19 protein-coding genes, 6 tRNA genes and 1 riboswitch are annotated in these 23,534 nt (G+C 72.1%); of the genes, 15 read left to right on the top strand and 10 right to left on the bottom strand.

Going from position 1 to position 23,534, the window contains the following annotated elements:
- Positions 1–14: 14 nt before the first annotated feature.
- Positions 15–1,085, bottom strand: coding sequence for a M23 family metallopeptidase (locus ACZ63H_RS31640; RefSeq protein ID WP_469870978.1), 1,071 nt, complete (start codon positions 1,083–1,085; stop codon positions 15–17).
- Between the two features lie 9 nt (positions 1,086–1,094).
- Positions 1,095–1,262, bottom strand: a riboswitch (cyclic di-AMP (ydaO/yuaA leader).
- 322 nt (positions 1,263–1,584) lie between these two features.
- Between ACZ63H_RS31640 and ACZ63H_RS31635 the strand changes: the two genes are divergently transcribed.
- Positions 1,585–1,658: transfer RNA gene (locus ACZ63H_RS31635), tRNA-Met, on the top strand.
- Positions 1,659–1,735: 77 nt separating this feature from the next.
- Here ACZ63H_RS31635 and ACZ63H_RS31630 read toward each other — a convergent pair.
- Complete coding sequence (locus tag ACZ63H_RS31630) at positions 1,736–2,872, bottom strand: dihydrofolate reductase family protein (protein ID WP_469870977.1); 1,137 nt, start codon at positions 2,870–2,872, stop codon at positions 1,736–1,738.
- An 83-nt stretch (positions 2,873–2,955) separates the two neighbouring features.
- Between ACZ63H_RS31630 and ACZ63H_RS31625 the strand changes: the two genes are divergently transcribed.
- The 3 genes from ACZ63H_RS31625 (at position 2,956) to ACZ63H_RS31615 (ending at position 5,002) form a co-directional block, all read left to right on the top strand.
- Positions 2,956–3,465: a MarR family winged helix-turn-helix transcriptional regulator gene (locus ACZ63H_RS31625; RefSeq protein ID WP_469870975.1), complete on the top strand. Its 510-nt coding sequence runs from the start codon at positions 2,956–2,958 to the stop codon at positions 3,463–3,465.
- Positions 3,466–3,544: 79 nt separating this feature from the next.
- Entirely contained in the window at positions 3,545–4,180 is a 636-nt protein-coding gene (locus ACZ63H_RS31620) for a GTP cyclohydrolase II (RefSeq protein WP_469870973.1), read from the top strand.
- 180 nt (positions 4,181–4,360) lie between these two features.
- Positions 4,361–5,002 carry an HAD family hydrolase gene (locus ACZ63H_RS31615; RefSeq protein WP_469870971.1) on the top strand — a complete coding sequence of 214 codons (642 nt, stop codon included), beginning with the start codon at positions 4,361–4,363 and terminating at the stop codon, positions 5,000–5,002.
- Between the two features lie 249 nt (positions 5,003–5,251).
- On the opposite strand, the gene ACZ63H_RS31610 is transcribed toward ACZ63H_RS31615, so the two are convergent.
- The 5 genes from ACZ63H_RS31610 to ACZ63H_RS31590 form a co-directional block, all read right to left on the bottom strand.
- Positions 5,252–5,324 (bottom strand) — tRNA-Lys (locus ACZ63H_RS31610).
- 99 nt (positions 5,325–5,423) lie between these two features.
- On the bottom strand, positions 5,424–6,941 hold the full coding sequence (locus tag ACZ63H_RS31605) for an amino acid permease (protein ID WP_469870969.1): 1,518 nt from the start codon (positions 6,939–6,941) through the stop codon (positions 5,424–5,426).
- Positions 6,942–7,049: 108 nt separating this feature from the next.
- Complete coding sequence (locus ACZ63H_RS31600; protein WP_469870967.1) at positions 7,050–9,203, bottom strand: DEAD/DEAH box helicase; 2,154 nt, start codon at positions 9,201–9,203, stop codon at positions 7,050–7,052.
- 246 nt (positions 9,204–9,449) lie between these two features.
- Positions 9,450–9,986: a hypothetical protein gene (locus ACZ63H_RS31595; protein WP_469870965.1), complete on the bottom strand. Its 537-nt coding sequence runs from the start codon at positions 9,984–9,986 to the stop codon at positions 9,450–9,452.
- A 190-nt stretch (positions 9,987–10,176) separates the two neighbouring features.
- Positions 10,177–10,527 (bottom strand): metallopeptidase family protein, encoded by a 351-nt coding sequence (locus tag ACZ63H_RS31590; RefSeq protein ID WP_030619698.1) that lies wholly within the window; start codon positions 10,525–10,527, stop codon positions 10,177–10,179.
- Between the two features lie 60 nt (positions 10,528–10,587).
- Here ACZ63H_RS31590 and ACZ63H_RS31585 point away from each other — a divergent pair, with 60 nt between their 5' ends.
- The 6 genes from ACZ63H_RS31585 to ACZ63H_RS31560 all read left to right on the top strand — a co-directional run bounded on the left by ACZ63H_RS31585 (position 10,588) and on the right by ACZ63H_RS31560 (position 13,729).
- Positions 10,588–12,141, top strand: a complete 1,554-nt coding sequence (locus ACZ63H_RS31585) for a metallophosphoesterase (RefSeq protein WP_469870963.1) — start codon at positions 10,588–10,590, stop codon at positions 12,139–12,141.
- An 80-nt stretch (positions 12,142–12,221) separates the two neighbouring features.
- Positions 12,222–12,294: transfer RNA gene (locus ACZ63H_RS31580), tRNA-Glu, on the top strand.
- Between the two features lie 36 nt (positions 12,295–12,330).
- A tRNA-Asp gene (locus ACZ63H_RS31575) sits at positions 12,331–12,405 on the top strand.
- A gap of 24 nt (positions 12,406–12,429) precedes the next feature.
- Positions 12,430–12,503: transfer RNA gene (locus tag ACZ63H_RS31570), tRNA-Phe, on the top strand.
- Positions 12,504–12,599: 96 nt separating this feature from the next.
- Positions 12,600–13,295, top strand: a complete 696-nt coding sequence (locus ACZ63H_RS31565; RefSeq protein WP_469870961.1) for a histone deacetylase — start codon at positions 12,600–12,602, stop codon at positions 13,293–13,295.
- A 104-nt stretch (positions 13,296–13,399) separates the two neighbouring features.
- Positions 13,400–13,729: a hypothetical protein gene (locus ACZ63H_RS31560; RefSeq protein ID WP_469870959.1), complete on the top strand. Its 330-nt coding sequence runs from the start codon at positions 13,400–13,402 to the stop codon at positions 13,727–13,729.
- On the opposite strand, the gene ACZ63H_RS31555 is transcribed toward ACZ63H_RS31560, so the two are convergent.
- Positions 13,726–14,781: an ABC transporter permease gene (locus ACZ63H_RS31555; protein ID WP_469870957.1), complete on the bottom strand. Its 1,056-nt coding sequence runs from the start codon at positions 14,779–14,781 to the stop codon at positions 13,726–13,728. The two genes, ACZ63H_RS31560 and ACZ63H_RS31555, sit on opposite strands and share 4 nt — an antisense overlap.
- A gap of 116 nt (positions 14,782–14,897) precedes the next feature.
- On the opposite strand from ACZ63H_RS31555, the gene hrpA reads away from it, so the two are divergent.
- The 3 genes from hrpA (at position 14,898) to ACZ63H_RS31540 (ending at position 19,479) form a co-directional block, all read left to right on the top strand.
- The gene (gene hrpA, locus ACZ63H_RS31550) at positions 14,898–18,854 is read left to right on the top strand and encodes an ATP-dependent RNA helicase HrpA (RefSeq protein WP_469870955.1); all 3,957 of its coding nucleotides are present in this window, start codon (positions 14,898–14,900) and stop codon (positions 18,852–18,854) included.
- Between the two features lie 93 nt (positions 18,855–18,947).
- Positions 18,948–19,022: transfer RNA gene (locus tag ACZ63H_RS31545), tRNA-Asp, on the top strand.
- Positions 19,023–19,287: 265 nt separating this feature from the next.
- Positions 19,288–19,479: a DUF6274 family protein gene (locus ACZ63H_RS31540; protein ID WP_469870953.1), complete on the top strand. Its 192-nt coding sequence runs from the start codon at positions 19,288–19,290 to the stop codon at positions 19,477–19,479.
- A 461-nt stretch (positions 19,480–19,940) separates the two neighbouring features.
- On the opposite strand, the gene bldC is transcribed toward ACZ63H_RS31540, so the two are convergent.
- Complete coding sequence (gene bldC / locus ACZ63H_RS31535; protein ID WP_003949541.1) at positions 19,941–20,147, bottom strand: developmental transcriptional regulator BldC; 207 nt, start codon at positions 20,145–20,147, stop codon at positions 19,941–19,943.
- Between the two features lie 519 nt (positions 20,148–20,666).
- The gene (locus ACZ63H_RS31530) at positions 20,667–21,509 is read right to left on the bottom strand and encodes a DUF8083 family protein (protein WP_469870951.1); all 843 of its coding nucleotides are present in this window, start codon (positions 21,507–21,509) and stop codon (positions 20,667–20,669) included.
- Between the two features lie 199 nt (positions 21,510–21,708).
- On the opposite strand from ACZ63H_RS31530, the gene ACZ63H_RS31525 reads away from it, so the two are divergent.
- Together ACZ63H_RS31525 and ACZ63H_RS31520 are read left to right on the top strand one after the other, a co-directional pair.
- Positions 21,709–22,815, top strand: coding sequence for a Leu/Phe/Val dehydrogenase (locus ACZ63H_RS31525; RefSeq protein WP_469870949.1), 1,107 nt, complete (start codon positions 21,709–21,711; stop codon positions 22,813–22,815).
- A 290-nt stretch (positions 22,816–23,105) separates the two neighbouring features.
- Positions 23,106–23,351: a DUF3073 domain-containing protein gene (locus ACZ63H_RS31520; protein WP_318202591.1), complete on the top strand. Its 246-nt coding sequence runs from the start codon at positions 23,106–23,108 to the stop codon at positions 23,349–23,351.
- Positions 23,352–23,534 lie beyond the last annotated feature (183 nt).

Genomic DNA, 23,534 nt, shown 5'->3' with positions numbered 1-23,534 from the left:
TTCCGGGAGATCCGTCAGGGGGTGAGGCCCTTGTCGCGCAACCAGGCCATCGGGTCGATGCCGGTGGGCGAGCCGGCGGGGTGGACCTCCAGGTGCAGGTGCGGGCCGGTGACGTTGCCGGTGGCGCCGACGCGGCCGATGACCTCGCCGGTGCTGACCTTCTGGCCGACCGTGACGTTGATCGAGGACTGGTGGCAGAACCACAGCTCGGTGCCGTCGTCCAGGGTCAGGATGGTGCGGTAGCCATAGGCGCCGGCCAGGGCCGCCTCGGTGATCGTGCCGCTGTGCACGGCCTTGATCAGGGTGCCGGTGGGGGCGGCGAAGTCGAGCCCGGTGTGGTGGCCGGAGGACCACATCGAGCCGGCCTGCCCGAACGTCGAGGTGAGCGTGTAGGAGGAGGTCGGGAGCGCGTACTGCCTGGCCAGCTCGGCCAGCCGCTTCTCCTCCGCCGCCTTCTTCGCCTCGGCCTCGGCCTTCGCCGCGTCGGCCTCCGCCTTCTCCTTGGCCGCGGCGGCCTTGGCGGCGGCCTCCCGCTCGGCCTCGGCGGCGGCCCGCGCGGTCTGCTTCTCGGCGGCGGCGAGCGCGGCGGCGGCCGCCCTGCTGTCGGCCTGGCCCTGCTGCTGCTCGGCCTGCGCCATGATCCGGTTGCGCAGCACCTCGCCCGCGTCGGCGCTGTCCTGGCCCGTGCCGGAGGCCACGGCGACGGTGCTCAGCGCGGTGGCCTCGGCGGCGGGCCCGGCGGCGTCGGAGTCGTCGTCGTGGAAGAGGGAGCCGACCGAGGGCAGGTCCGGCAGGGAGATGGACACCGGCGGCTTGCCGGTGTTGGCGCTGGCCATGCCGCCCGCGCCGACGGCGGCCATGACGCCGACGCCGAGGACGGTGGAGCTGCGCGCGAAGCCGCCGCGCTGCTTGGCGACCCGGTGCCGGCCGCGGACCGGGGCGACGGAGTCCTCGGTGGGGTTCCATTCCTCCCACGGGCCCTCGTCGGCGCGGTAGGCGCCGTAGCCGAAGGTCTCGGGCCCGGGCCCGGTCTCGCGCTGTGCCGGTATGGACGGGGCTTCGGGGACAGGCCGGTTGGACGCCACGCGGGCGCGCTCCTTTCCTTCCTCCGCCTACCGGGTTAGCTGACGGGTTCGGAGCAGGAAGGTCTCCTACGCGCGTATATCCGGTCGTGGACTCGCGTGAGTGCACGACGGTATCCGCGTGATTCACCCCAAATGGTGGTTCCCCGGTTCCCTCGCGGGATTCGGCGCGTGCGCACGGAGCCGCCTCTTGTGACGGCTGGGACGACCGCGCTGCGTTATCGAACGTTAATAGACCTGCCAGTCACTTTCCAAGCCGTCCCCCTTGATCAACACGCTTTTTACTGGTGAGGTTATCGGCAACTATCCCGTCAAAGCGGGCGAGTTGCCTGCCCTCCGAGGGCGTTCAGCAGTCACTCGCGGTTTTGATGGTGACTCAGATGTTATGCGCACGGCGCTCGCCCGGTCACCTTGCGTGACCTGCGGGGCCCGCCCGACCCGGGGCCCGCGGAAACCGATGTGCGAACCATCCCGCGCATGGCGTACAGTGGAGCCACAACGACGCGGGGTGGAGCAGCTCGGTAGCTCGCTGGGCTCATAACCCAGAGGTCGCAGGTTCAAATCCTGTCCCCGCTACTGAAGGCCCAGGGCCCGGAATCCCAAGGATTCCGGGCCCTGGGTGTATGTGCGCCCGGGTGCGCCCGGGCGCACGCTCAGCCCGGCAGAAGATGGGCGTTCGGCGCCTTGGCCGGCTCCTCCAGCTCCGGCAGGACGACGACCCGCACGCCCGCCGCGCTCAGCACGCCCGCCCCGTCGGCCGCCGTGACGAAGGTGTCGGGCTCCCGCCAGGCGGTGACCACCCGCCGCACCCCCGCCCGCAGGATCAGTTCGGCACAGGGCGCCGGCCGGGAGGCCCGGCGGGTGCACGGCTCCAGGCTGGAGTACACCGTGGCGCCCGCGAGGCGCGGCTCGGCCGGGTCGATCTTCGCGAGCGCCGCCTCCTCCGCGTGCACCACCGCGTCGCCGCCCTCGCGGGAGTGCCCCCGGGCCAGTTCGGTGCCGTCGGCGGCGACCACGACCGCGCCGACGCTGAACGCCGTCCGTGACGGCGGGCACAGGGCCGCCAGCTCGCAGGCGGTGCGCAGCCAGTGGCGGTCGGCGGCGGTGGCGGTCGTACCGGTGCCGGGGGCCGTGGGGGCGTAGCGCATGAGGACGACGTCCTCGATCCGGCGGGTGTCCAGCAGGCGCAGGCGTCCGTCCTGGTAGGCGCCGGGGCCGAACAGCCGGGGGGCCGCCGGGTCGCCGACGAGCAGCGGGGCGAGGACCAGCTGGAGTTCGTCGGCGAGGCCCTCGCGCAGGAGCTGGGTGTGGACCGTACCGCCGCCCTCGACCATCAGCCGACCGACCCCGCGCACGTCGTGCAGGTGCTCCAGCAGGGACCGCCAGTCCAGGGCGGGGCCGAGCGGGACGACGTCGGCGGTGTTCCCGAGGAGGCGCGAGGCCCGTACGGCGCCGGTGTCGGTGGTGCAGACGAGCTTGTCGCCGCCGGTGTGCCAGAAGCGCGCCGCCGGGTCGAGGTCGCCGGAGCCGGTGACGGCGACCTTCAGCGGATGCTCCGGGCGGCCCGCCGCGCGCCGCGCCGCGCGCCGCTCGGCGGAGTGGACCAGCAGGCGGGGGTTGTCGGCGCGGATCGTGCCGGCGCCGACGAGGAGGGCGTCGGCCGAGGCCCGCACCTCGTCGACCCGGTCGAAGTCGGCCGGGCTGGACAGCAGGAGCCGTTCGGGGCCCGTGTCGTCCAGGTAGCCGTCGAGGGAGACGGCGGCGGACAGCAGCACGTACGGCAGGGGCATCGGCGCTCTCTCTTCCGGAGGCGGGCGGCGAGGCGGGCCCGCGGCGGCTTGGTTCAATTTTTGAACAAACCTACACTGGCGGCATGACGATCCGCTGGCTCACTCCCGAGGAGCAGCGCGCCTGGCGCGCCTACATCGCCGCCTCCCGCCTCCTGGAGGACGCGATCGACCGGCAGCTCCAGCAGGACGGCGGCATGCCGCACCTGTTCTACTCGGTGCTGGCCAACCTCTCCGACGCCCCCGGCCTGCGGCTGCGCATGACCGACCTCGCCGAGACGCTGAAGATCACCCGCAGCCGGCTGACGTACGTCGTGAACCGGCTGGAGCGGGACGGCCTGGTGCGCCGGGAGAACTGCGCCGAGGACAAGCGCGCCTCGCTCGCGGTGCTGACGCAGGAGGGGACGGCCGTACTGGAGCGGACGGCGCCCGGGCACGTCGAGACGGTCCGCGCGCTGCTGTTCGACCGGCTCACCGCGGACCAGGTGGGGCAGCTGGAGGCGATCTGCGCGGAGATCGCGCGCGGGCTGCAGGGTGAGGGCACCGCGGCCGGGGCGGACGACGTTCCCTGGCGCCGCCGCTCGTCCTGCTCCTGATTGCTTTAACTTTTAAGCACGGGATAGGGTTCCCGGACCACTGCTTCAAAACTGAAACACCCGTTCCGGAGGGATCCGCATGCCCGACCTGCCCGCCGCCACCCCGCGCGCCCGCGTCCGGGTACCGCTGCGCTTCGCCGACGGCTACGGCGCCGACGCGGAACTCGTCACCTTCCACGGCCTCACCGACGGCCGGGAGCACCTCGCCCTCGTCCTGGGCGAGCCCGGCCCGGTCCCGCTGGTGCGGCTGCACTCCGAGTGCCTGACCGGTGACGTCTTCGGCTCGGCCCGCTGCGACTGCGGCCCGCAGCTGCGCGAGGCGGTGGAGCTGATCGCCGGTCGCGGCGGGATCCTGCTCTACCTCCGCCAGGAGGGCCGGGGCATCGGCCTCTACAACAAGCTCGACGCGTACGCCCTCCAGGACGGCGGGCTCGACACCTACGAGGCCAATGCCGCCCTCGGCCTCCCGGAGGACGCCCGCGACTACACTGCCGCCGCCCAGATGCTCACCGCCCTCGGCGTCACCGAGCTGGACCTGCTGTCCAACAACCCCGACAAGGCCGGCCAGTTGCGCACGCTGGGGCTCACCGTCCGGGACCGCGTGCCCACCGGCGTCTTCACCACCGCCCACAACATCCGCTACCTGCGCGCCAAGGCCCTCCAGACCCGGCACACCCTGCCCCTGCCCGAACCGACGGAGGCGACGGCGGGCTGAGGGGGCGAGGGGGGCGGTTGCTGAGCCGACGGGGCGCCGCGCGCATACGGGGGGACGTACGGGGGCGCGGTAGGTCGCCGAACCGGCCGGATGATGCGGCAGAACGGGATGGAGCCGCCGGCCCCGCCGCGACGCCGCGGGCGGGATGGGGCGTTTCGTCGTGCCCAGTACCCTGCCCGCATGATTCGCGCTGTGATCTTCGACGTCGGCGAGACCCTCGTCCGTGACGATCGCTACTGGGCCTCGTGGGCCGACTGGCTGGACGTCCCCCGGCACACGCTGTCCGCGCTCGTCGGGGCCGTCGTCGCGCAGGGCCGTGACAACGCCGACGCCCTCCGCCTCGTCCGACCCGGCATCGACGTCGCAGCCGAGTACCGGGCACGGGAAGCCGCCGGCCGCGGCGAGCACTTGGACGACAGCGACCTGTACGACGACGTCCGTCCCGCCCTGGCCGAGCTGCGCCGGCTCGGCGTCCGGGTCGTCATCGCCGGGAACCAAACCGCTCGCGCGGGTGAATTGCTGCGCGCCCTCGACCTGCCGGCCGATGTGGTCGCGACGTCCGGAGAGTGGGGGGTGGCCAAGCCACAGCCCGAGTTCTTCCAGCGGGCCGTCGAGTGCGGGCAGGCACCACCCGGTGAAACGCTGTACGTCGGCGACCACCCGGCCAACGACACTGTGCCCGCAGCGGCGGCCGGCCTGCGCACCGCTCACCTGCGCCGCGGTCCATGGGGTCACCTCTGGGCCGCGGACCCGGACGTCGCGGCGGCCGCGGACTGGCGAATCGACCACCTCACCGAACTCCCGGCGCTCATTACCCAGTAGACACCGAGCATTCTGTCGCGGCGCCGTTACTGTCCGAGGTGGACGTGACGAGGAGACCGAGACATCCGAGCCTCACGACGAACTCCGTGCCCGGCAGCGCCACCGACCGCGCCGGGCACGGGCTGACCTGGCGGCGGAAAGGCTGCCCCTCGCCCCTCGGGCCAGCTACGGGCCAGCACGCGGTCGTGAACGCTGGGCGAAACGGACAGGACCCCAGCTCGCTTCCGCACTGAGCTGGGGTCCCGCGTGTAGGCCCTGTGGGACTCGAACCCACAACCAATGGATTAAAAGTCCACTGCTCTGCCAATTGAGCTAAGGGCCCGGGCGATGTTGCTTGTCCGAGCATAGCCGGACGGGGCCGTGTCGCCGATCGGGTATCGGGGACACGGCCGCGTCGCGGGGCGCGGGACGGGTGCGATGGTCACTTTTCGGCCGGTGTGGGGGCCGGGCCGCCGGACAGGAACCAGTGGCGCGCCGAGGCCAGCCACCAGACCGCCGCGAAGCCGAGGACGGCCAGCACGGCCACCGGCGCGTAGTTGAAGGTCCGCCAGGTGACCGGGGAGACCTGCGGCAGCATGAACAGGACCGTGATCACCAGCACCCACGTCACCGCCACCACCCCGATCACCCCGGACCAGCGGCCCAGGTGCCAGGGGCCGCGGTCGAAGGCGGCCCCCTTGCGGACCCGCAGGAAGGTCGGGATGACGTAGGCGATGTACAGGCCGATCACCGCGATCGAGGTCACCGCCGCGTAGGCCGTCGTGTTGATCAGGTAGGGCAGGCCGAGGGCCAGCGCGCCGAGGGCGGCCAGCCAGACCGCCGCGACGGGGGTGCGGGTACGCGGGCCGACCGTGTGCCACACGCGGGAGAAGGGCAGCGCGCCGTCCCGGGAAAAGGCGTAGATCATGCGGCTGTTGGCGGTGACGGAGGCCATCCCGCAGAAGAGCTGGGCGCCGATCACCACCAGCAGGAGCAGCTTGCCGGCCGTGGCGCCGAGGGCGTCCAGGAGGATCTGGGCGGGCGGGGCGCCGGTGGGGGAGGCGAGTTCCGCGTCGTAGGACTGGATGGCGAAGGTGAAGCCCAGCAGGAGCACGAAGCCGGCGATCCAGGACGTCCAGATCGAGCGGACGATGCCCTTCGGGCCCGCGGTGGCCGCGTTCCGGGTCTCCTCGGTCATATGGGCGGAGGCGTCGTAGCCGGTGAAGGTGTACTGGGCCATCAGCAGCCCCAGCAGGACCACGTACGGGCCGCTGCCCCAGCCCGTCTCGTTGACGAAGTGCGTGAAGACGAAGGACGCCGGCTGGTGGCGGTCGGGGACCAGCGCCAGCGCGCCGGTGATCACCGCGACCCCGAGGACGTGCCACCACACGCTCACGCCGTTCAGGAACGCCACGATCCGCACGCCGAAGGTGTTGAGCAGGCCGTGCAGGACGAGGATCGCCGCGAACAGCGCCACCGTACGGCCCGGGGTCACCTCGAAGCCGGTCTGGAGGTTCAGATAGGCGCCCAGGAAGGAGGCCGCGCCGAAGTCGACGCCCGCGGTCACCGCCACCTGGCCCAGCACGTTGAACCAGCCCGTGAACCACGCCCAGGCCGCCGCCGAGCGCGCGGGCGCCAGCCGGTGGGCCCAGAAGTACAGGCCCGCCGAGGTCGGGTACGCCGAGCAGATCTCGGCCATGGACAGGCCCACGAACAGCGTCATCAGGCCGACCGCGACCCAGCCCCAGGTGATCACGGCGGGGCCGCCCGTGGTCATGCCGAAGAGGTAGAGGGTCAGACAGCCGGAGAGGACCGAGATGATCGTGAAGGAGACGGCGTAGTTCGAGAACGCCGACATCCGGCGCGCGAGGACCTGGGTGTAGCCGAGCTGCGCCAGCCGTTCCTCGTCCGACGGAGCGGGCGCCGCCCGCGGTCCGGTCACCCGCGCGTCATCTGTCATGCCTCCAGCAATTCCCTGCCCCGCGATGTGATATGCGCCACTGGGCGGGAACACGGAAGGGCCCGTACGACCGGTGTCGTACGGGCCCTTCCCTCACTTCACGGGGTGTCAGCCGTTGCGCTTCCAGCGCGGCTTGTCCTCGCGGCGGCCGAAGGAGCCGCCGGTGCCGCGGTGGTCGTCACGACGGCCGTAGGGGCGGTCGTGGCCACCGGAGCGGAAGCCCGGGCGGTCGTCGCGGCGGTCGCGGTTGAACGGGCGGTCGCTGCCCCGGTGGCCGCTCCGCTCGTCACGGCGGAAGCCACCGCGCTCCTCGCGGCGGAAGCCGCCCCGGTCGTCACGGCGGTCGTCGCGACGCTCGAAGCCACGGCCGCCACGGTCGTCACGGCGCTCGAACGGACGGCGCTCGCCCCGGTCGTCCCGGCGGTCGTCACGGCGCTCGAAGCCACGGCCACCGCGGTCGTCACGGCGGTCGTCGCGACGCTCGAAACCACGGCCACCGCGGTCGTCACGGCGCTCGAAACCACGGTCGCGGTCACGGTCCCGGTCGAACGGACGGCGCTCGCCCCGGTCGCCCCGGTCGTCACGACGCTCGAAACCACGGCCACCGCGGTCGTCACGGCGCTCGAAGCCACGGTCACGGTCGCGGTCGAACGGACGGCGCTCGCCCCGGTCGCCCCGGTCGTCACGACGCTCGAAGCCACGCCGCTCCCGGCGCTCGTACGGCGCCGCCGCCGGGCGCTCCTCGCGCTCGGCCTCGCGCTCGGCCGGCTCCTCGGCCACGGCGAGCTGTTCCGCCGCCGTCGCCTGGGCCTCGGCCACCGCCGTCTCCGGGTCCTCGCCGCGCTCGCGGGCGACCCGGGCGACCAGCCGGTCGGCCTCCTCGCGCAGCTCGGCCGCGCGGCGCTGGGCGCGCTCCAGCTGCTTGGTGAGCTGGGCGACCTCGCGCTCGGCCTGCTGGGCGGCGTTGCCGGCCGACTCGGCCTGCACCTCGGTCATGGACCGGGCGCCGGTGATCTCGGCGACCTCCGGGTCGAAGGCGGCGCCGCCCTGGATGATGTGGCGGGCCGCGTCGACGCCGGCGTCCTCCATCAGGCGGAAGATCTGGCGCCGCTGGTGCGGCAGGGAGAGCGAGACGACCGTGCCGGTACGGCCCGCACGGGCGGTACGGCCGGCCCGGTGCAGGTAGTCCTTGTGGTCGCCGGCCGGGTCCACGTTCAGGACCAGGTCGATGCCGTCGACGTGGATGCCGCGGGCGGCGACGTCGGTGGCGACGAGCACGTTCACGTACCCGTCCTTGAAGTCCGCGAGGGTCCGGGTGCGGGCGCCCTGGGTCATGCCGCCGTGCAGCGCGTCGGCCTTCACCCCGGCGTCGCGCAGCTGCTCGGCGACGCGGTCGGCGCCCAGCTGGGTGCGGACGAAGATGATCGTGCGGCCCTTGCGGGAGGCGATCGCGGCGGTGACCGGCGCCTTGTCCTTGGGCTTCACGATGAGGATGTGGTGCGACATGGTCGTCACCGCGCCCTGGGCCGCGTCCACCTCGTGCAGGACGGGCTCGTTCAGGTAGCGGTCGACCAGGGTCTTGATCTCGTTCTCCATCGTGGCGGAGAAGAGCATGCGCTGGCCGCCGGCCGGCACCTGGTCGAGCAGCTCGGTGACCTCGGGCAGGAAGCCCAGGTCGGACATCTGGTCGGCCTCGTCGAGGACGGCGATCCGCACGTCCTCCAGGGAGCAGGCGCCGCGGTTGATGATGTCGCGCAGCCGGCCGGGGGTGGCGACGAGGACGTCGACACCGCGCTCCAGGGCGTAGATCTGGTTGCCCATGGAGGTGCCGCCGCAGACGACCTTCATCTTCAGGCCGAGGACGTCGCCGTAGGGCTGGAGGGCGTCGGCGACCTGCATGGCCAGCTCGCGGGTCGGGGTGAGGATGACCGCGCGGGGCCGCTTCTTCTCGGTGCGGCCCTCGGCCAGCAGGGCCAGGGTCGGCAGACCGAAGGAGAGGGTCTTGCCGGAGCCGGTGCGGCCACGGCCGAGGATGTCCTTGCCGGCCAGGGCGTCCGGGATGGTCGCGGCCTGGATCGGGAAGGGGGTCGTCACGCCGTTCTGCGCGAGCTTGCGCACGATGCCCTCGGGGAGGCCGAGGTCGGCGAAGGTGGTCTGGGGGGTGGTGTCAGCGGCCTCGGGGGCCTCGGTGACCTCGTTCGTCACGTCGAGTTCGTTCTCGTTCTCGGACATGACGATCTGGTCGGTACTGGACACGGACATGCGAATGCGAAACCTTCCGGAGTCTCGTCGGCACGCGCCCGTCAACTCCGTGATTCGCTCACGACCGCCTCGATGCGGTCCGCCACGGCAAAGGAGAGTACGCGCCACACGGCGCGCTCTGTGGTGGCGCCGGGCAAATGGGATCAAACGATCTACCACCATACGCACCTACCACCCCTGAAGGCAAACCGAGCGACATTGACCCACGTCACAGTGGTCCGGCCGGCACCGGTGCAGGGGGAGGCGTCACACGGCCGCGCCCGCCGCGGGCGCCGGTTCGCGCTGGACGAGCTGGGGCCCGGGCTCCTCGTGCGCCGAGGAGGACGGCTCGGCCGACGGCGGCTCGGTGACGGGCGGCGGCTCCGTGGTGGCCGGCGGCGCGGGCGGGGCGGAGCTGGCCGGGGGCGTGGGCGGGGCCTTGGTCGGCGCCGGGGCGCCGGGCGCCTCGGTCCGACCGGGCTCCGCCGGCTCGCCCCGCTTCCCCGGCTTCTCCGGTGCGCCCGAGGGGCTGTGCCCGCCCGACGGGGCGGGCGGCGCCGAGCCGGGCTCCCCCCGCTTCGCCTCGCCGCCATGGCCGTGGGCGCCGTCGGCCGCCCCGCCCGCCCCGACGGGTCCGTCCACGCCCGGGGCCGGGCCGCCGTCGGGTGCCTCGCCGCCGGGCCGTCCCGCCGAGTGGGAGGGGCGGGCCCGGTCCGCGCCGTGGCCCACGTTCACACAGCCGGCGGCGGCGGTGACGGCCAGTACGGTGGCGGCCAGACGGACGGGTACGTACAAGGGGCGCACGGCGGCCACCTCCGGGGCGGGGGACGGAGTCAACCTCCCCAACTCCCGCCGCCCGCAAGAGGACACGCGCACGCCCCGGGCGCACGGCGGCACCCGCCGCCCCCCGTTCACCCGTGCCGGGCGCCCCGTTCGGCCGCACCCGCCCGGCCACCGGCACCGGGCGCCCCGCTCGCCCGGCCGGCCGCCCCGCTCACCCGTACCCGAGGGCGTGCAGCCGGTCGTCGTCGATGCCGAAGTGGTGGGCGATCTCGTGCACCACCGTCACCTCGGTCTCCGCGATCACGTCCTCCCGGCTGGCGCACATCCTGAGCGTCGGCCCCCGGTAGACGGTGATCCGGTCCGGCAGGACCCCCGCGTACCACTCGCCCCGCTCGGTCAGCGGTGTCCCCTCGTAGAGCCCGAGCAGCTCGGGATCGTCGGCGGGCGGTTCGTCCTCGACGAACACCGCGACGTTGTCCATCAGCCGCGTCAGCTCCGGCGGGATCCGGTCCAGCGCCTCGGCGACCAGTTCCTCGAACTCCTCGCGCGTCATCTCCAGCACACGGCCATTGTCCGCGAACGGCGTCGCATATCCACCCCTTGACGTGGGCATACGGCACCAATGGCCCGCGTCCCCCTCGCAGCCCTGAGCACCATGCGCCACCGGATGCCGCACCGCGCACGACCCCGCCCGCTCCCCGCGCCCGAACTCGCCGCCCGTCCCCGCCCCTGGGCACGCGCCCTCGGCCTGACCGCCGTGGTGCTCGCCGGCGCCTGGCTGGGCCTGCTGGTCGCCGGCACGGTCCGGGTCCCGGTCGGCCCGATGGACACGACGATGGCGCTGCGGCCCTCCCTCACCGGCGGCACCAGGATCGACGTGTCCCCGCTGGGCTCGCTCTCGCTGGACAGCCACGCGGCCCCGGTCCGCCTGGACGTGAACGTCGAGCGGCTGGACCCGCCGCGCTCCCAGGCGCTGGTCGACCATCCGGAGCGGATCTCCGGGCTCCAGGACGAGGTCGTCCGGGACGTCGGGCACGGCACGCGGGACCTGGCCGTGCGCTCCTGCGTCGCCGTGGTCTGCGGGGCCACCGCCCTCGGTCTCGCCGTCTACCGCCGCCCGCGCCGGGCCCTGGCCGCCGGCGGGCTGGCCCTGGTGCTGCTGGCCGCCTCGGGCGCGTCGGCGTACGCCACGTGGAACCCGAAGTCGGTCCTGGAGCCGAGGTTCTCCGGGCTGCTCGCCTCGGCGCCGTCCGTGGTCGGCAACGCCCGCAGCATCGTCACGGAGTTCGACGTCTACCAGAAGGAGCTGGCGCGCCTGGTGACGAACGTGACGAAGCTGTACGACGCCACGTCCACCCTTCCGGCCTACCGCCCCGACCCGTCCACCATCCGGGTCCTGCACGTGTCGGACATCCACCTCAACCCGGCGAGCTGGAAGATCATCGGCTCGCTGGTGAGGCAGTACCAGGTGAACGTGATCGTCGACTCCGGGGACACGATGGACCACGGCACGGCGGCGGAGAACGGCTTCCTGGACCCGATCGGGGACCTGGGCGTGCCCTACGTCTGGGTGCGCGGCAACCACGACTCCCGGACCACCCAGCGCTATCTGGAGCGCGTGCGGAACGTGCGCGTGCTGGACGAGGGCCGGGCCGTGACGGTGGCGGGCCTGCGGTTCGCGGGCACCGGCGATCCGCAGTTCACCCCCGACCGCTCGGCGGTGCCCGGCGGCGAGGCGGCCGAACGGCTGGCGGGCGCCCGGCTGGCCAGCGCCCTGCGCGACCAGCGGGCGGCCGGCACCCCCGTGGACGTGGCGGTGGCGCACGAGCCGACGGCCGCCGAGGAGACGGACGGCCTGGTCCCCCTGGTGCTCTGCGGGCATCTGCACCACGAGGGCACGCGGGTGCTGCCGTACGGCACCCGGCTGCGCAGGGAGGGCTCGAGCGGCGGCGGCGGGCTGCGGGCCGTGGAGCACGAGCGCCCCGCCCCGATCGAGGCCTCGGTCCTCTACTTCGACCGGGACAGCCGCCGGCTCCAGGCCTGGGACGCCATCGAACTGGGCGGGCTGGGCCTGACGACCGCCGAGGTCAGCCGCCACCTGGTGGACGAGAACCAGCCCGGCGCCACCGGTGCCTCGCGGTCCCCTTCGCCCACCCCTCCCGGCGCCCTTCCGTAAACCGTTTTGGCGATACCCCTCGCCATCCCATATGCTTCTCACGTCCCCGACGCGCTGAGAAGCGCCCAGGCGGGCCGATAGCCCTCATCGTCTAGCGGCCTAGGACGCCGCCCTTTCAAGGCGGTAGCACGGGTTCGAATCCCGTTGGGGGCACGCAATACCGTGTGCGACACTGTTGCACACACGCTTGGTCCTGTGGAGCAGTTTGGAGTGCTCGCCACCCTGTCAAGGTGGAGGCCGCGGGTTCAAATCCCGTCAGGACCGCTGGTGTTTCACGTGAAACACCGTGGCTGGGTAGCTCAGTTGGTACGAGCGTCCGCCTGAAAAGCGGAAGGTCGCCGGTTCGACCCCGGCCCCAGCCACCGCCGCCCTGACCAGGGCAGAGCCCCTCTTCGTTCACGGAGAGGGGCTCTTTCGTACCCGTCCTGCCCACCGGTACGCCCACGGAGCCCGCCACGGTGAAGGCCTTACCCAGCATCGATCCGACGCCGCCGCCCGACCGGTATCCCGAGCGGGTCTGGTACACCTCCTACGGCTCCAACACCCACCTGGACCGTCTCGCCGCCTACATCAAGGGCGGCAGGCCGCCCGGCGCGGGCCGCGAGTACCCCGGATGCCGCGACCCCGCCATGCCGGTCCGGTCGATTCCCCTGGAACTGACCGGCGCGATGTACTTCGCCACCGAGTCCGCCGTCTGGGGCGGCGGGCGCGCCTTCTACGACCCGGAGGCGAACGGGCGGGTGCTGGCCCGGGCGCACCTGGTCACCAGCGGGCAGTTCGCCGACATCGCGGCGCAGGAGATGTACCGGGGGCCCGACGGGGACCTGGACCTGGTGGAGGTGCTCACCCGAGGGCGTGCCCTCCTCGGCGAGGGGCGCTACGAAACGCTGGTGTGCGCCGGACAGGTGGACGGCCTGCCGGTGCTGACCTTCACCGCGCCGTGGGGCATGAACGACGTGCCGTGGGTCGCCCCGTCCGCCGCCTACGTCCGCTTCCTGGCCGCGGGCCTGCTCTCCGCCGGGGCCTGGGACACCGACGCGGTCGCCTCCTACGTCGCCTCCTGCCCCGGTGCCCGCGGCCACTGGTCGCCCGGGGCCGTCGCCGCCCTCCTCGCCGGCGGCCCGGAAGGGTCCCCGCCGCCCGGGGGCCGCTGACCCCGGCGGCCCCGGCCGGACGCGCGGTGGCCGCCTTGGCACCGCGCCCGGTCGGCGCTACGTTCGGCCTCACCGCGCGAGGTGCGCGGGGACGGGGGGAGCGCATGAGCCGGAACGAGGGCAGAGCCGGGCGGGACACCGACCTGGAGAAGGTCCGGGCGCGGTACGGACTGTTCGCGGTCGTCGTCAGCAATCTCGTGATCGCCACGGTCGCGGTCGTCGGCGTCTGGCGGCTCGACGGGGACAAGGCGGTGATCGTCGGCGTCCTCACCGCCGCGTTCACCGCCGTCAGCGGCATGACCACGGCCTACCTGGGCATCAAGGCCGTCTCCAACACCGCCAGGTCGATCGCGCTCGGCGAGGGCACGGCCCGCAGGCACGCCGAGCCCGCCCCCACCACCCCGGCCGCCCCGCCCGCCCAGGGCGTCTCCTAGGCCCTCTCCAGGCCCTCCCCGCCCTCCAGGCCCCCCTCGCCGGCCGGCCGGAGCGGGCGCCCGCCCGGGTGGCGGTGGCGCCAGATCAGGAACACCGCGCAGGAGACGACCGCCCAGGCCGCCAGCACCAGGAACGGCACGGCGTGCTGGTGGCCCCGGAAGTACACCGCGGTGTGCTGGGCGTTCACCGAGGCGCCGGGCGGCAGCCAGCGGCCGATCGTGCCGAGCAGGGACGGCAGCAGCGGCCAGGAGACGGCGCCACCGGACGACGGGTTGCCCAGCAGCACCATCAGGCCCCAGGTCGGCAGCATGGCCCACCGGCCGAACAGGGTGTTGAACATCGTGAACACCATGCCGGACGTGAACATCGTGAAGGCGAGGATGGCCCACGACTCGACGAACGGCAGCCGGACCGCGCCCAGCCACCAGTCGACCACCGCGGCGATCGTGAACCCGCCGAGCACGGAGTAGGCGACGGTGTAAGCGATCCGTTCCGCCGGGTTCAGCTCCCGCGCGTGCACGCTGAGCTGGATGGCGCCGACGAAGCCGATGATCACGGCGGCCAGGGTGATGTAGAAGATGGCCAGGCCCCGGGGGTCGCCCGGCTGCAGCGGCTTGAGGTCGCGGACCACCACGGTGGTGCCGGTGGCCTTGCCGACCTGCTGCGCCGCCTGCCCGAGCACCTGGGCGACCGTCGCCCCGGACGCCCCGGACACGTCCAGCGAGACCGTCCGGCCGCCGGCGGGCACGTCCAGCACCGCGAACACCTTCTGCTCGTCCACGGCCCGTACCGCCTCCCGCCGGCTGCCGTACGGGTGCAGCCGCATCGAGGCGTCCAGCGCCTTCTCCATGCCGTCGATGAAGCGCCGGGCGGCCGGCTCGCCGTAGCGGCCGGTGACCGCCGTCGGGATGCCGTGCGGGGTCGGGTTGGCCATGGCGTACGTGTACGAGCCGGCGAAGAGGCCGGCCGCGGCGGCGAGGATGAGGACGAGGACCGTGGCGGGCAGGAAGGGGGATGCCTTGAACGCCGCCCACCGTCGCTTATCGGGCATAACGGTTACTTTGGCAGCTTGTCGTGCGGGGTGCCTGTCGGTGGCCGGGGGCACCGGGCCGCCCCCGGTCAAATCGTTCGCGTGTTTTTCGTCCTGGGTGAGATCCTGGATCGCGTATGTCTACGCATCCCGCCCCCGCCCTCGGCACCCTCGCCCCCCGCCTGACCGAGCTGTCGCTGCGCGACGCGCACCGGATCGGGCGGCGGCTGGAGGGCGCGCGCAAGATCCGCAAGCCGGAGGCACTCGCCGCCGTGCTCGCCGAGATCGAGACCGAGATCGACCGCGCCGCCGACCGGATGGCCGAGCGCCGCTCCCGCGTGCCGGCCGTCACCTACCCCGAGCAGCTGCCGGTCAGCCAGAAGAAGGACGCGATCGCGGACGCCATCCGCGACCACCAGGTCGTCATCGTGGCCGGTGAGACCGGCTCCGGCAAGACCACGCAGATCCCCAAGATCTGCGTGGAGCTGGGCCGGGGCGTGCGCGGCATGATCGGGCACACCCAGCCGCGCCGGATCGCCGCCCGGACGGTCGCGGAACGGGTCGCGGAGGAGCTGAGGACCCCGCTCGGCGAGGCCGTCGGCTGGAAGGTCCGCTTCACCGACCAGGTCAACCCGGACGCCACCTTCGTCAAGCTGATGACGGACGGCATCCTGCTCGCCGAGATCCAGACCGACCGCGAGCTGCGCGCGTACGACACGATCATCATCGACGAGGCCCACGAGCGGTCCCTCAACATCGACTTCCTGCTGGGCTACCTGGCCCAGCTGCTGCCCAAGCGCCCGGACCTGAAGGTCGTCATCACCTCGGCGACCATCGACCCCGAGCGCTTCTCCCGGCACTTCGGCGACGCCCCGATCATCGAGGTGAGCGGGCGGACCTATCCCGTGGAGGTGCGCTACCGGCCCCTCCTGGAGGAGGAGTCCGAGGACGCCGACCGGGACCAGATCACCGCCATCACCGACGCCGTCGAGGAGCTGATGGCCGAGGGCCCGGGGGACATCCTCGTCTTCCTCTCCGGCGAGCGGGAGATCCGGGACACCGCGGACGCGCTGGAGAAGAAGAAGTACAGGTTCACGGAGGTCCTCCCCCTCTACGCCCGGCTCTCGCACGCCGAGCAGCACCGCGTCTTCCAGCAGCACACCGGGCGCAGGATCGTTCTGGCCACCAACGTCGCCGAGACCTCCCTGACCGTCCCGGGCATCAAGTACGTCATCGACCCCGGCTTCGCCCGGATCAGCCGCTACAGCCACCGCACCAAGGTCCAGCGGCTGCCCATCGAGCCGGTCTCCCAGGCCAGCGCCAACCAGCGCAAGGGCCGCTGCGGCCGTACGTCCGACGGCATCTGCATCCGCCTGTACTCCGAGGAGGACTTCCTCGCCCGCCCGGAGTTCACGGACCCGGAGATCCTGCGGACGAACCTCGCCTCCGTCATCCTCCAGATGACCGCGGCCGGCCTCGGCGACATCGAGAAGTTCCCCTTCATCGACCCGCCGGACCACCGCAACATCCGCGACGGCGTGCAACTGCTCCAGGAGCTGGGCGCCCTGGACCCGGCCGAGAAGGACCCCCGCAAGCGGCTCACGGACACCGGCCGCAAGCTGGCGCAGCTGCCGGTCGACCCGAGGCTGGCCCGGATGGTCCTGGAGGCCGCCAAGAACGGCTGTGTCCGCGAGGTCATGGTGATCGCCGCCGCGCTGTCCATCCAGGACCCGCGCGAGCGCCCGGCCGACAAGCAGACCCAGGCCGACCAGCAGCACGCCCGCTTCAAGGACGAGACCAGCGACTTCCTCGCCTATCTGAACCTGTGGCGTTACGTCCGCGAACAGCAGCGCGAGCGCGGCTCCAGCTCCTTCCGCCGGATGTGCAAGCAGGAGTACCTGAACTTCCTGCGCATCCGCGAATGGCAGGACATCTACACCCAGCTGCGCACGGTCGCCAAGCAGATGGGCATCCACCCCGAGGAGCCCCCGGCGGGTACCGACGCCCCGGCCGACCGCGTCCACGTCTCCCTCCTCGCCGGCCTGCTCTCCCACATCGGGATGAAGGACGTCAAGGAAGGCAACAAGAACGAGTACCTGGGCGCCCGCAACGCCAAGTTCGCGATCTTCCCGGGCTCGGCGCTGTTCAAGAAGCAGCCGAAGTTCCTGATGTCGGCCGAACTGGTGGAGACGTCCAGGCTCTGGGCCCGGGTCAACGCCCGGATCGAGCCCGAGTGGGTCGAACCGCTGGCGGAACACCTGCTGAAGCGCACGTACAGCGAACCGCACTGGGAGAAGGACCAGGCGGCCGTGATGGCGTACGAGAAGGTCACGCTGTACGGCGTCCCGATCGTCGCCCAGCGCAAGGTGAACTACGGCCGGATCGACCCCGGGGTCTCCCGCGAGCTGTTCATCCGCAACGCGCTGGTGGAGGGCGACTGGCGCACGCACCACAAGTTCTTCGCCGACAACCGCAGGCTGCTCAGCGAGGTCGAGGAGCTGGAGCACCGCGCCCGGCGCCGGGACATCGTCGTGGACGACGAGACCCTGTTCGACTTCTACGACCAGCGGGTGCCCGAACACGTCGTCTCCGGCGCGCACTTCGACTCCTGGTGGAAGCACAAGCGGCACGAGCAGCCCGACTTCCTGGACTTCGAGCGGGAGATGCTCATCCGGGAGTCCGCGGAGGCGGTCACCAAGGCCGACTACCCGGACACCTGGCGCCAGGGCAACCTGAAGTTCAGGGTCACCTACCAGTTCGAGCCGGGCGCGGACGCCGACGGCGTGACGGTGCACATCCCGCTCCAGGTGCTCAACCAGGTCACGGACGAGGGCTTCGACTGGCAGATCCCGGGCCTGCGCGAGGAGGTGGTGACCGAGCTGATCCGCTCGCTGCCCAAGCCGATCCGCCGCCACTACGTCCCGGCGCCGAACTACGCCAAGGCGTTCCTGGAGCGGGCGGTGCCCCTCCAGGAGCCGCTGACCGTCACCATGGCCCGCGAGCTGAAGCGGATGGTCGGCGTGCCCTTCGAGGCGGACGACTTCGACTGGGCGAAGGTCCCCGACCACCTGAAGATCACCTTCCGGATCGTCGACGAGCGGCGCCGCAAGCTCGCCGAGGACAAGGACCTGGAGGCGCTGAAGCTCAGGCTCAAGCCGAAGGCGCGCAAGGCCCTGTCCCAGGCCGCGGCGGCGACCGCGTCCCGCGAGGGCGGCGAGTCCCTGGAGCGCGCGGGCCTGACCGACTGGACGATCGGCGCCCTGACCCGGGTCTTCGAGACGCGCCGGGCCGGGCAGCCGGTGCGGGCGTACCCGGCGCTGGTGGACGACGGCGACACGGTCTCGGTCCGGCTCTTCGACACCGAGGCGGAGCAGACGGAGGCCATGTGGAAGGGCACCCGCCGGCTGATCCTGCGCAACATCCCGGTGAACCCGGCGAAGTTCGCGTCCGAGAAGCTGACGAACCAGCAGAAGCTGGCCCTGTCCGCGAATCCGCACGGCTCCATCCAGGCCCTGTTCGACGACTGCGCGATGGCGGCGGCGGACAAGCTCATCGCGGACTTCGGCGGTCCGGTGTGGGACGAGGAGTCGTACCGGAAGCTGTACGACAAGGTGCGCGCGGAGATCGTGGACACCACGGTCCGCACGGTCGCCCAGGTGCAGCAGGTGCTGGCCGCCTGGCAGGCCGGTGAGCGGCGCCTGAAGGCCGTACGCAGCCCCGCCCTGCTCGCCAACCTGACGGACGTCCGCAAGCAGCTGGACGCCCTCGTGAAGCCCGGCTTCGTCACCTGGGCGGGGATACGCCGCCTGCCCGACCTGATGCGCTACCTGGTGGCCGCCGACCGGCGCCTGCAGCAGATGCCGGCCAACGTGCAGCGGGACACCACGCGCATGGAGAAGGTGCACGAGATGCAGGACGAGTACGCCTGGCTGCTGGAGCAGTTGCCCCGGGGCCGGCCGGTGCCGCAGCAGGTGCTGGACATCCGCTGGATGATCGAGGAGCTGCGGGTCAGCTACTTCGCCCACGCGCTGGGCACGGCGTACCCGGTGTCGGACAAGCGGATCGTGAAGGCGATCGACGCGGCGGCGCCGTAGCCGACCCGGTACGGAGGGTGAGTTCGACCAGCACCCTCACCCTCCTGTACAGTCCTTCTCGCAGCGCAACGCACGAACAAGCGCCGCGAGCAAGGTCCTGTGGAGCAGTTTGGAGTGCTCGCCACCCTGTCAAGGTGGAGGCCGCGGGTTCAAATCCCGTCAGGACCGCATCGAGCCGAGGCCCGCATCCCGCAAGGGACGCGGGCCTCGTCCTTTCCCGCCCGGCCAGGCAACGGGCCGCGCCCGCGGCGCAGCCGCGATCGGACACGGCACATCCCGTCAGGACCGCATCGAACCCAGGCCGTCGCGAAGTGGCCCCCGCCGCGCGGCTGTTCGGCCTTCCGGTGGCGGCGCGCGGCCTTGACGGCGCCCCTTTCCACCGGTACCCAGGGAGCAGGGCCCGTTCCTCCTGTGCGGCCCCTGGAGGTGGCGTATGACGGCGTCGGTCAGGCACGAGACGCGGGCGCTTCTGAGGGCCCATCTGGCGGCCGCCACGTCCTACCGGCACCTCACCCGTCACTGTCCCGTCTGCCACCACCTGCTGCGGCTGGCGATGGCCTCCGGCCCGCGGGGCCAGGAGGGCGAGCGGGAGGCCGCCGAGGGCGAGGGCCGCCGGCGCGCGTGACCCCGCCGGGCCCAACACCCGTACGCGCGTGGGCCCCTGAGAGGGCCGCGGCTCTTTAACCCATGCGTGCCGGGAGCGGCAAGCGCCCTGTCGTGTGACGGGAGTCACCGCACGAGTTTGGGAAACGGGGGAACTTACCCCCCTCCTACAATGGGTCAATTTAATATGTGCAATTGCACTGTGACCCGGGGTCGCGCCCAGCCGTTCCGACAGGCCTCCCCAGACTCCGACAAGGACGCTCACAGGCCCCGCCCCCGCCCGCACCCCGCGCACAAAAAAGATCGCGCCGGACCCGGCGGGGTCCAGCGCGATCGACGACGCACCCTGTGCTGTGTGCCTACGACGTTCTCTTCGGCTTGGGCGTGGGGCCTGTTGGGGCAGGTCCCGCGTCGTGTGGAGCCAAGGTTTCGGGCGCCCCGGACGGTTGGGGGACCGTCCGTCTTGCCCGGTTACGCGGTTGTTCAGGCCTCGCTGCGCTGCTGGGGGATGCCCGCCAGCAGCGCCCGGACCTCCGCCTCGCGGTAGCGGCGGTGCCCACCGAGCGTGCGGATGGACGTGAGCTTGCCGGCCTTCGCCCACCGCGTGACCGTCTTGGGGTCGACGCGGAACATGGTGGCGACCTCAGCGGGGGTCAGCAGCGGCTCGGCATCAGGGGTGCGAGCGGTCATGAGCGGCCTCCTCGGGAGAACCGAACCTTCTCGGTTCTTTCCTCTAAATTCTGCACCTTGACCCGCGTTGCCCGAAATGGCGGACGCGAGTCGAGTCGGTTATAGGACGAACGGCTTGTCCTCGGCACTACAACTACACCATCTGTCCAGCCGCGTCGGCCAAACCGATGGAATTGCCCTCCCAGGTGTTCATCAGCGACGGATGCCGATGGACCATGCCATAGCGGACAGTCACCCCACTGTGACGATCAGTCACAGTGGGGTTCAGGAGTCACCGGACCCCCCAAAGCGTGCAATGCTGAGATTCCGGCCACAGTGGAGCATAGTGGGACGGACGGAGCCCTCCCCGGACTCCTTGTCCTATTTTGGCACGAGGGGTGGCTTCCTGGGCAAGGGCCTTGTAAGTGCTGTCCATCACCCTTGGGACAAAAGTCCAGATCGAGTCCAACGTCCCGTCAGATGGTCAAGCGAGGTAGAACGTACGTCCTCCGGGGCCGGTTTGACCGTGACGCACGTCACTCAGTTCGCGGAGCGCCGGTCCCGGACCGTCCGCCAGCGCTCCACCAGCCGCCCGTACGCCTCCCCGGCGGCCGTGCCGTCGCCCCGGCGCAGCGCCTCGATCCCGGCCGCCACGTCCGCCGCCGAGTGGTCGCCCTCCAGCTCGCCCGCCGGCAGCACGTGCACCAGCCCGCCGTAGTCCAGCTCCACCAGCGAGCGCGGGTGGAACTCCTCCAGCCAGCGGCCGACGTCCACCACGCCGTCGATCAGCGGGCCCTCCTCGACGGTGTCCCGCAGCGTGCGCAGCGCCCGCGCCACCCGGCGCCGGGCCTGCACCATCGCCGTGCGGTAGCGCAGCACCGGGGGCACGTCGGCGGTCCCCTTGTCGTACCGCCGCTCGTCGTCCGCGACCAGCACGAACCAGTTCAGCGGCACCTGCCAGGTCGCCGTGCGGATCCACGGGCGGGCATCCGGGTTGCGGGCGAGCCAGCGCTCGTAGTCCTGGGCCGCCTGCCGGCGCACCACCGGCGGCAGCACCGCGTCCAGCACGGGCGGGGGCAGCTCCTCCGCGAGCCCGTCCAGGGCCTGCCAGCCGCGCAGCCGGGTCCGCCAGGGGCACACGCAGACGACCCCGTCGACCTCCAGCACGAAGGCGTCCCCGCTCTCGTGCACCGGCACCGCGATCGGCGGGGTGGCCACCAAGTCGGCCAGGGAGCGCCGCAGTTCGTCCTGGTAGGAGGGGCGGTCGGGGCGGCGGGCGTAGCGCGCCCAGTGGTCGCGCTCGGGCTCCGGGAAGGCGCCCAGCGGCTCGTACACACGCAGGTAGGCGGCATAGGGGACGACCACGGAGGACACCTTGGGCACGCCTGCTCCCTCCCCATCGGGCCCGGCTCGAAACCACTGCAAATCGTGCCACGGTCATGCGTGCGTCAGGGCTCCGTGCGAGTGATCCTGAACACTGAGCGGATGGTGACGAGGCCGAGGCTCTACGCTCATGCCACGGCTCCCCGCCACCCGTACGGGGACCGTCCCCACTCGCCGCTAGTACACAGGAGTCACCACAGTGACCGACGTAACCGGCGCGCCTGCCGATGTTCTGCACACCCTGTTCCACTCGGACCAGGGCGGTCATGAGCAGGTCGTGCTCTGCCAGGACCGCGCCAGCGGCCTCAAGGCCGTGATCGCCATCCACTCCTCCGCCCTGGGCCCCGCCCTCGGCGGCACGCGCTTCTACCCGTACGCGACCGAGGCCGAGGCCGTGGCCGACGCGCTGAACCTCGCGCGCGGGATGTCGTACAAGAACGCCATGGCCGGACTCCGTCACGGCGGCGGCAAGGCCGTGATCATCGGCGATCCCGAGCGCGACAAGACCGAGGAGCTGCTGCTCGCCTACGGGCGGATGGTCGCCTCCCTCGGCGGTCGCTACGTCACCGCCTGCGACGTCGGCACCTTCGTCACCGACATGGACGTGGTGGCCCGCGAGTGCCGCTGGACCACCGGCCGCTCCCCGGAGAACGGCGGGGCCGGCGACTCCTCGGTGCTCACCTCCTTCGGTGTCTACCAGGGCATGCGCGCCTCCGCCCAGCACCTGTGGGGCGACCCCTCGCTGCGCGGCCGCAAGGTCGGCATCGCCGGCGTCGGCAAGGTCGGCCACCAGCTGGTGCGGCACCTGCGCGAGGAGGGCGCCGAGGTCGTGATCACCGACGTGCGCCCGGACGCCGTGCGCCGGATCCTCGACCAGTACCCCGAGGGCGTGACGGCCGTCGCCGGCACCGAGGAGCTGATCCGCGTCGAGGGCCTCGACATCTACGCCCCCTGCGCCCTCGGCGGCGCGCTGAACGACCTCACCGTGCCGGTGATCACCGCCAAGGTGGTGTGCGGCGCGGCCAACAACCAGCTCGCCCATCCGGGGGTGGAGAAGGACCTCGCCGACCGCGGGATCCTCTACGCGCCGGACTACGTGGTGAACGCCGGCGGGGTCATCCAGGTGGCCGACGAGCTGCACGGGTTCGACTTCGACCGGTGCAAGGCCAAGGCGTCGGAGATCTTCGACACCACGCTGGCCATATTCGCACGTGCGAAGGAGGACGGGATCCCGCCGGCCGCCGCGGCCGACCGGATCGCCGAGCAGCGGATGGCCGACGCCCGCGCGGACGGCGCCGCGCGCTAACCCGTTCGCACATATGAGCGGTACCCGTCGGCGGGAACTTCGAGAGAACTCTCACTTCCCCCGGCGGGTCGTTCCCCGATAAGTGGTTAAAATCGCCACTGACCAGCGAGGACAGGGCGCCTCGAAGGTCCTGGGCAGACGCGCTTGCTGCGGGCGACGTACCGTATGGGCGCGGGCTCAGGTACCGTGGAAGCCCTACGGACCGGCCTCTCCACGGAGAGTCCGTTCCAGATCATGAACGCGTGTCAGACTCTGGGGCCGTCGAGCCCCGTCGTTGAGGGGGTCGAGCCATGGGGCGCGGCCGGGCCAAGGCCAAGCAGACGAAGGTCGCCCGCCAGCTGAAGTACAACAGCGGTGGGACGGACCTCTCACGCCTGGCCGAGGAGCTGGGCGCATCGACGTCGAACCAGTCGCCGAACGGCGACCGTTTCGAGGACGATGAGCACGACGACGACCTGTATGCACGGTACGCCGACCTCTATGAGGACGACGACGACGAGGACGACGGTCCTCAGCAGCACCGTCGCGGCGCGTAACGCTTGCAGCGGGCTTTACCGCACTTTCCCGGTCCGGGGCCTTGGCGCCGGACCGGGTTTTGTGCTGCCGTCGCGGGGGGGGGGGGGGGGGGGGCGGTCTTGCGCTTAGTCGCCGATCCGCTCGGCGCCCGTCGTCTCGTCGCCGCGCTCTGTGGTCTCGCCGGCCACCCAAGCGCCAACGCA

Source organism: Streptomyces sp. NPDC104831 (assembly GCF_055583025.1).
The sequence above is the reverse complement of the archived record's forward strand: the minus strand, read 5'-3'. Positions and strand labels throughout refer to the sequence as shown.

Coding starts and splice junctions, on each gene's coding strand:
- ACZ63H_RS31630 (WP_469870977.1), bottom strand. CDS start 2,872: ATGCCCCTGCCGTACGTGCTGCTGTCCGCCGCCGTCTCCCTCGACGGC.
- ACZ63H_RS31625 (WP_469870975.1), top strand. CDS start 2,956: ATGACGATCCGCTGGCTCACTCCCGAGGAGCAGCGCGCCTGGCGCGCC.
- ACZ63H_RS31620 (WP_469870973.1), top strand. CDS start 3,545: ATGCCCGACCTGCCCGCCGCCACCCCGCGCGCCCGCGTCCGGGTACCG.
- ACZ63H_RS31615 (WP_469870971.1), top strand. CDS start 4,361: ATGATTCGCGCTGTGATCTTCGACGTCGGCGAGACCCTCGTCCGTGAC.
- ACZ63H_RS31605 (WP_469870969.1), bottom strand. CDS start 6,941: ATGACAGATGACGCGCGGGTGACCGGACCGCGGGCGGCGCCCGCTCCG.
- ACZ63H_RS31600 (WP_469870967.1), bottom strand. CDS start 9,203: ATGTCCGTGTCCAGTACCGACCAGATCGTCATGTCCGAGAACGAGAAC.
- ACZ63H_RS31585 (WP_469870963.1), top strand. CDS start 10,588: ATGGCCCGCGTCCCCCTCGCAGCCCTGAGCACCATGCGCCACCGGATG.
- ACZ63H_RS31560 (WP_469870959.1), top strand. CDS start 13,400: ATGAGCCGGAACGAGGGCAGAGCCGGGCGGGACACCGACCTGGAGAAG.
- ACZ63H_RS31555 (WP_469870957.1), bottom strand. CDS start 14,781: ATGCCCGATAAGCGACGGTGGGCGGCGTTCAAGGCATCCCCCTTCCTG.
- hrpA (WP_469870955.1), top strand. CDS start 14,898: ATGTCTACGCATCCCGCCCCCGCCCTCGGCACCCTCGCCCCCCGCCTG.
- ACZ63H_RS31540 (WP_469870953.1), top strand. CDS start 19,288: ATGACGGCGTCGGTCAGGCACGAGACGCGGGCGCTTCTGAGGGCCCAT.
- bldC (WP_003949541.1), bottom strand. CDS start 20,147: ATGACCGCTCGCACCCCTGATGCCGAGCCGCTGCTGACCCCCGCTGAG.
- ACZ63H_RS31520 (WP_318202591.1), top strand. CDS start 23,106: ATGGGGCGCGGCCGGGCCAAGGCCAAGCAGACGAAGGTCGCCCGCCAG.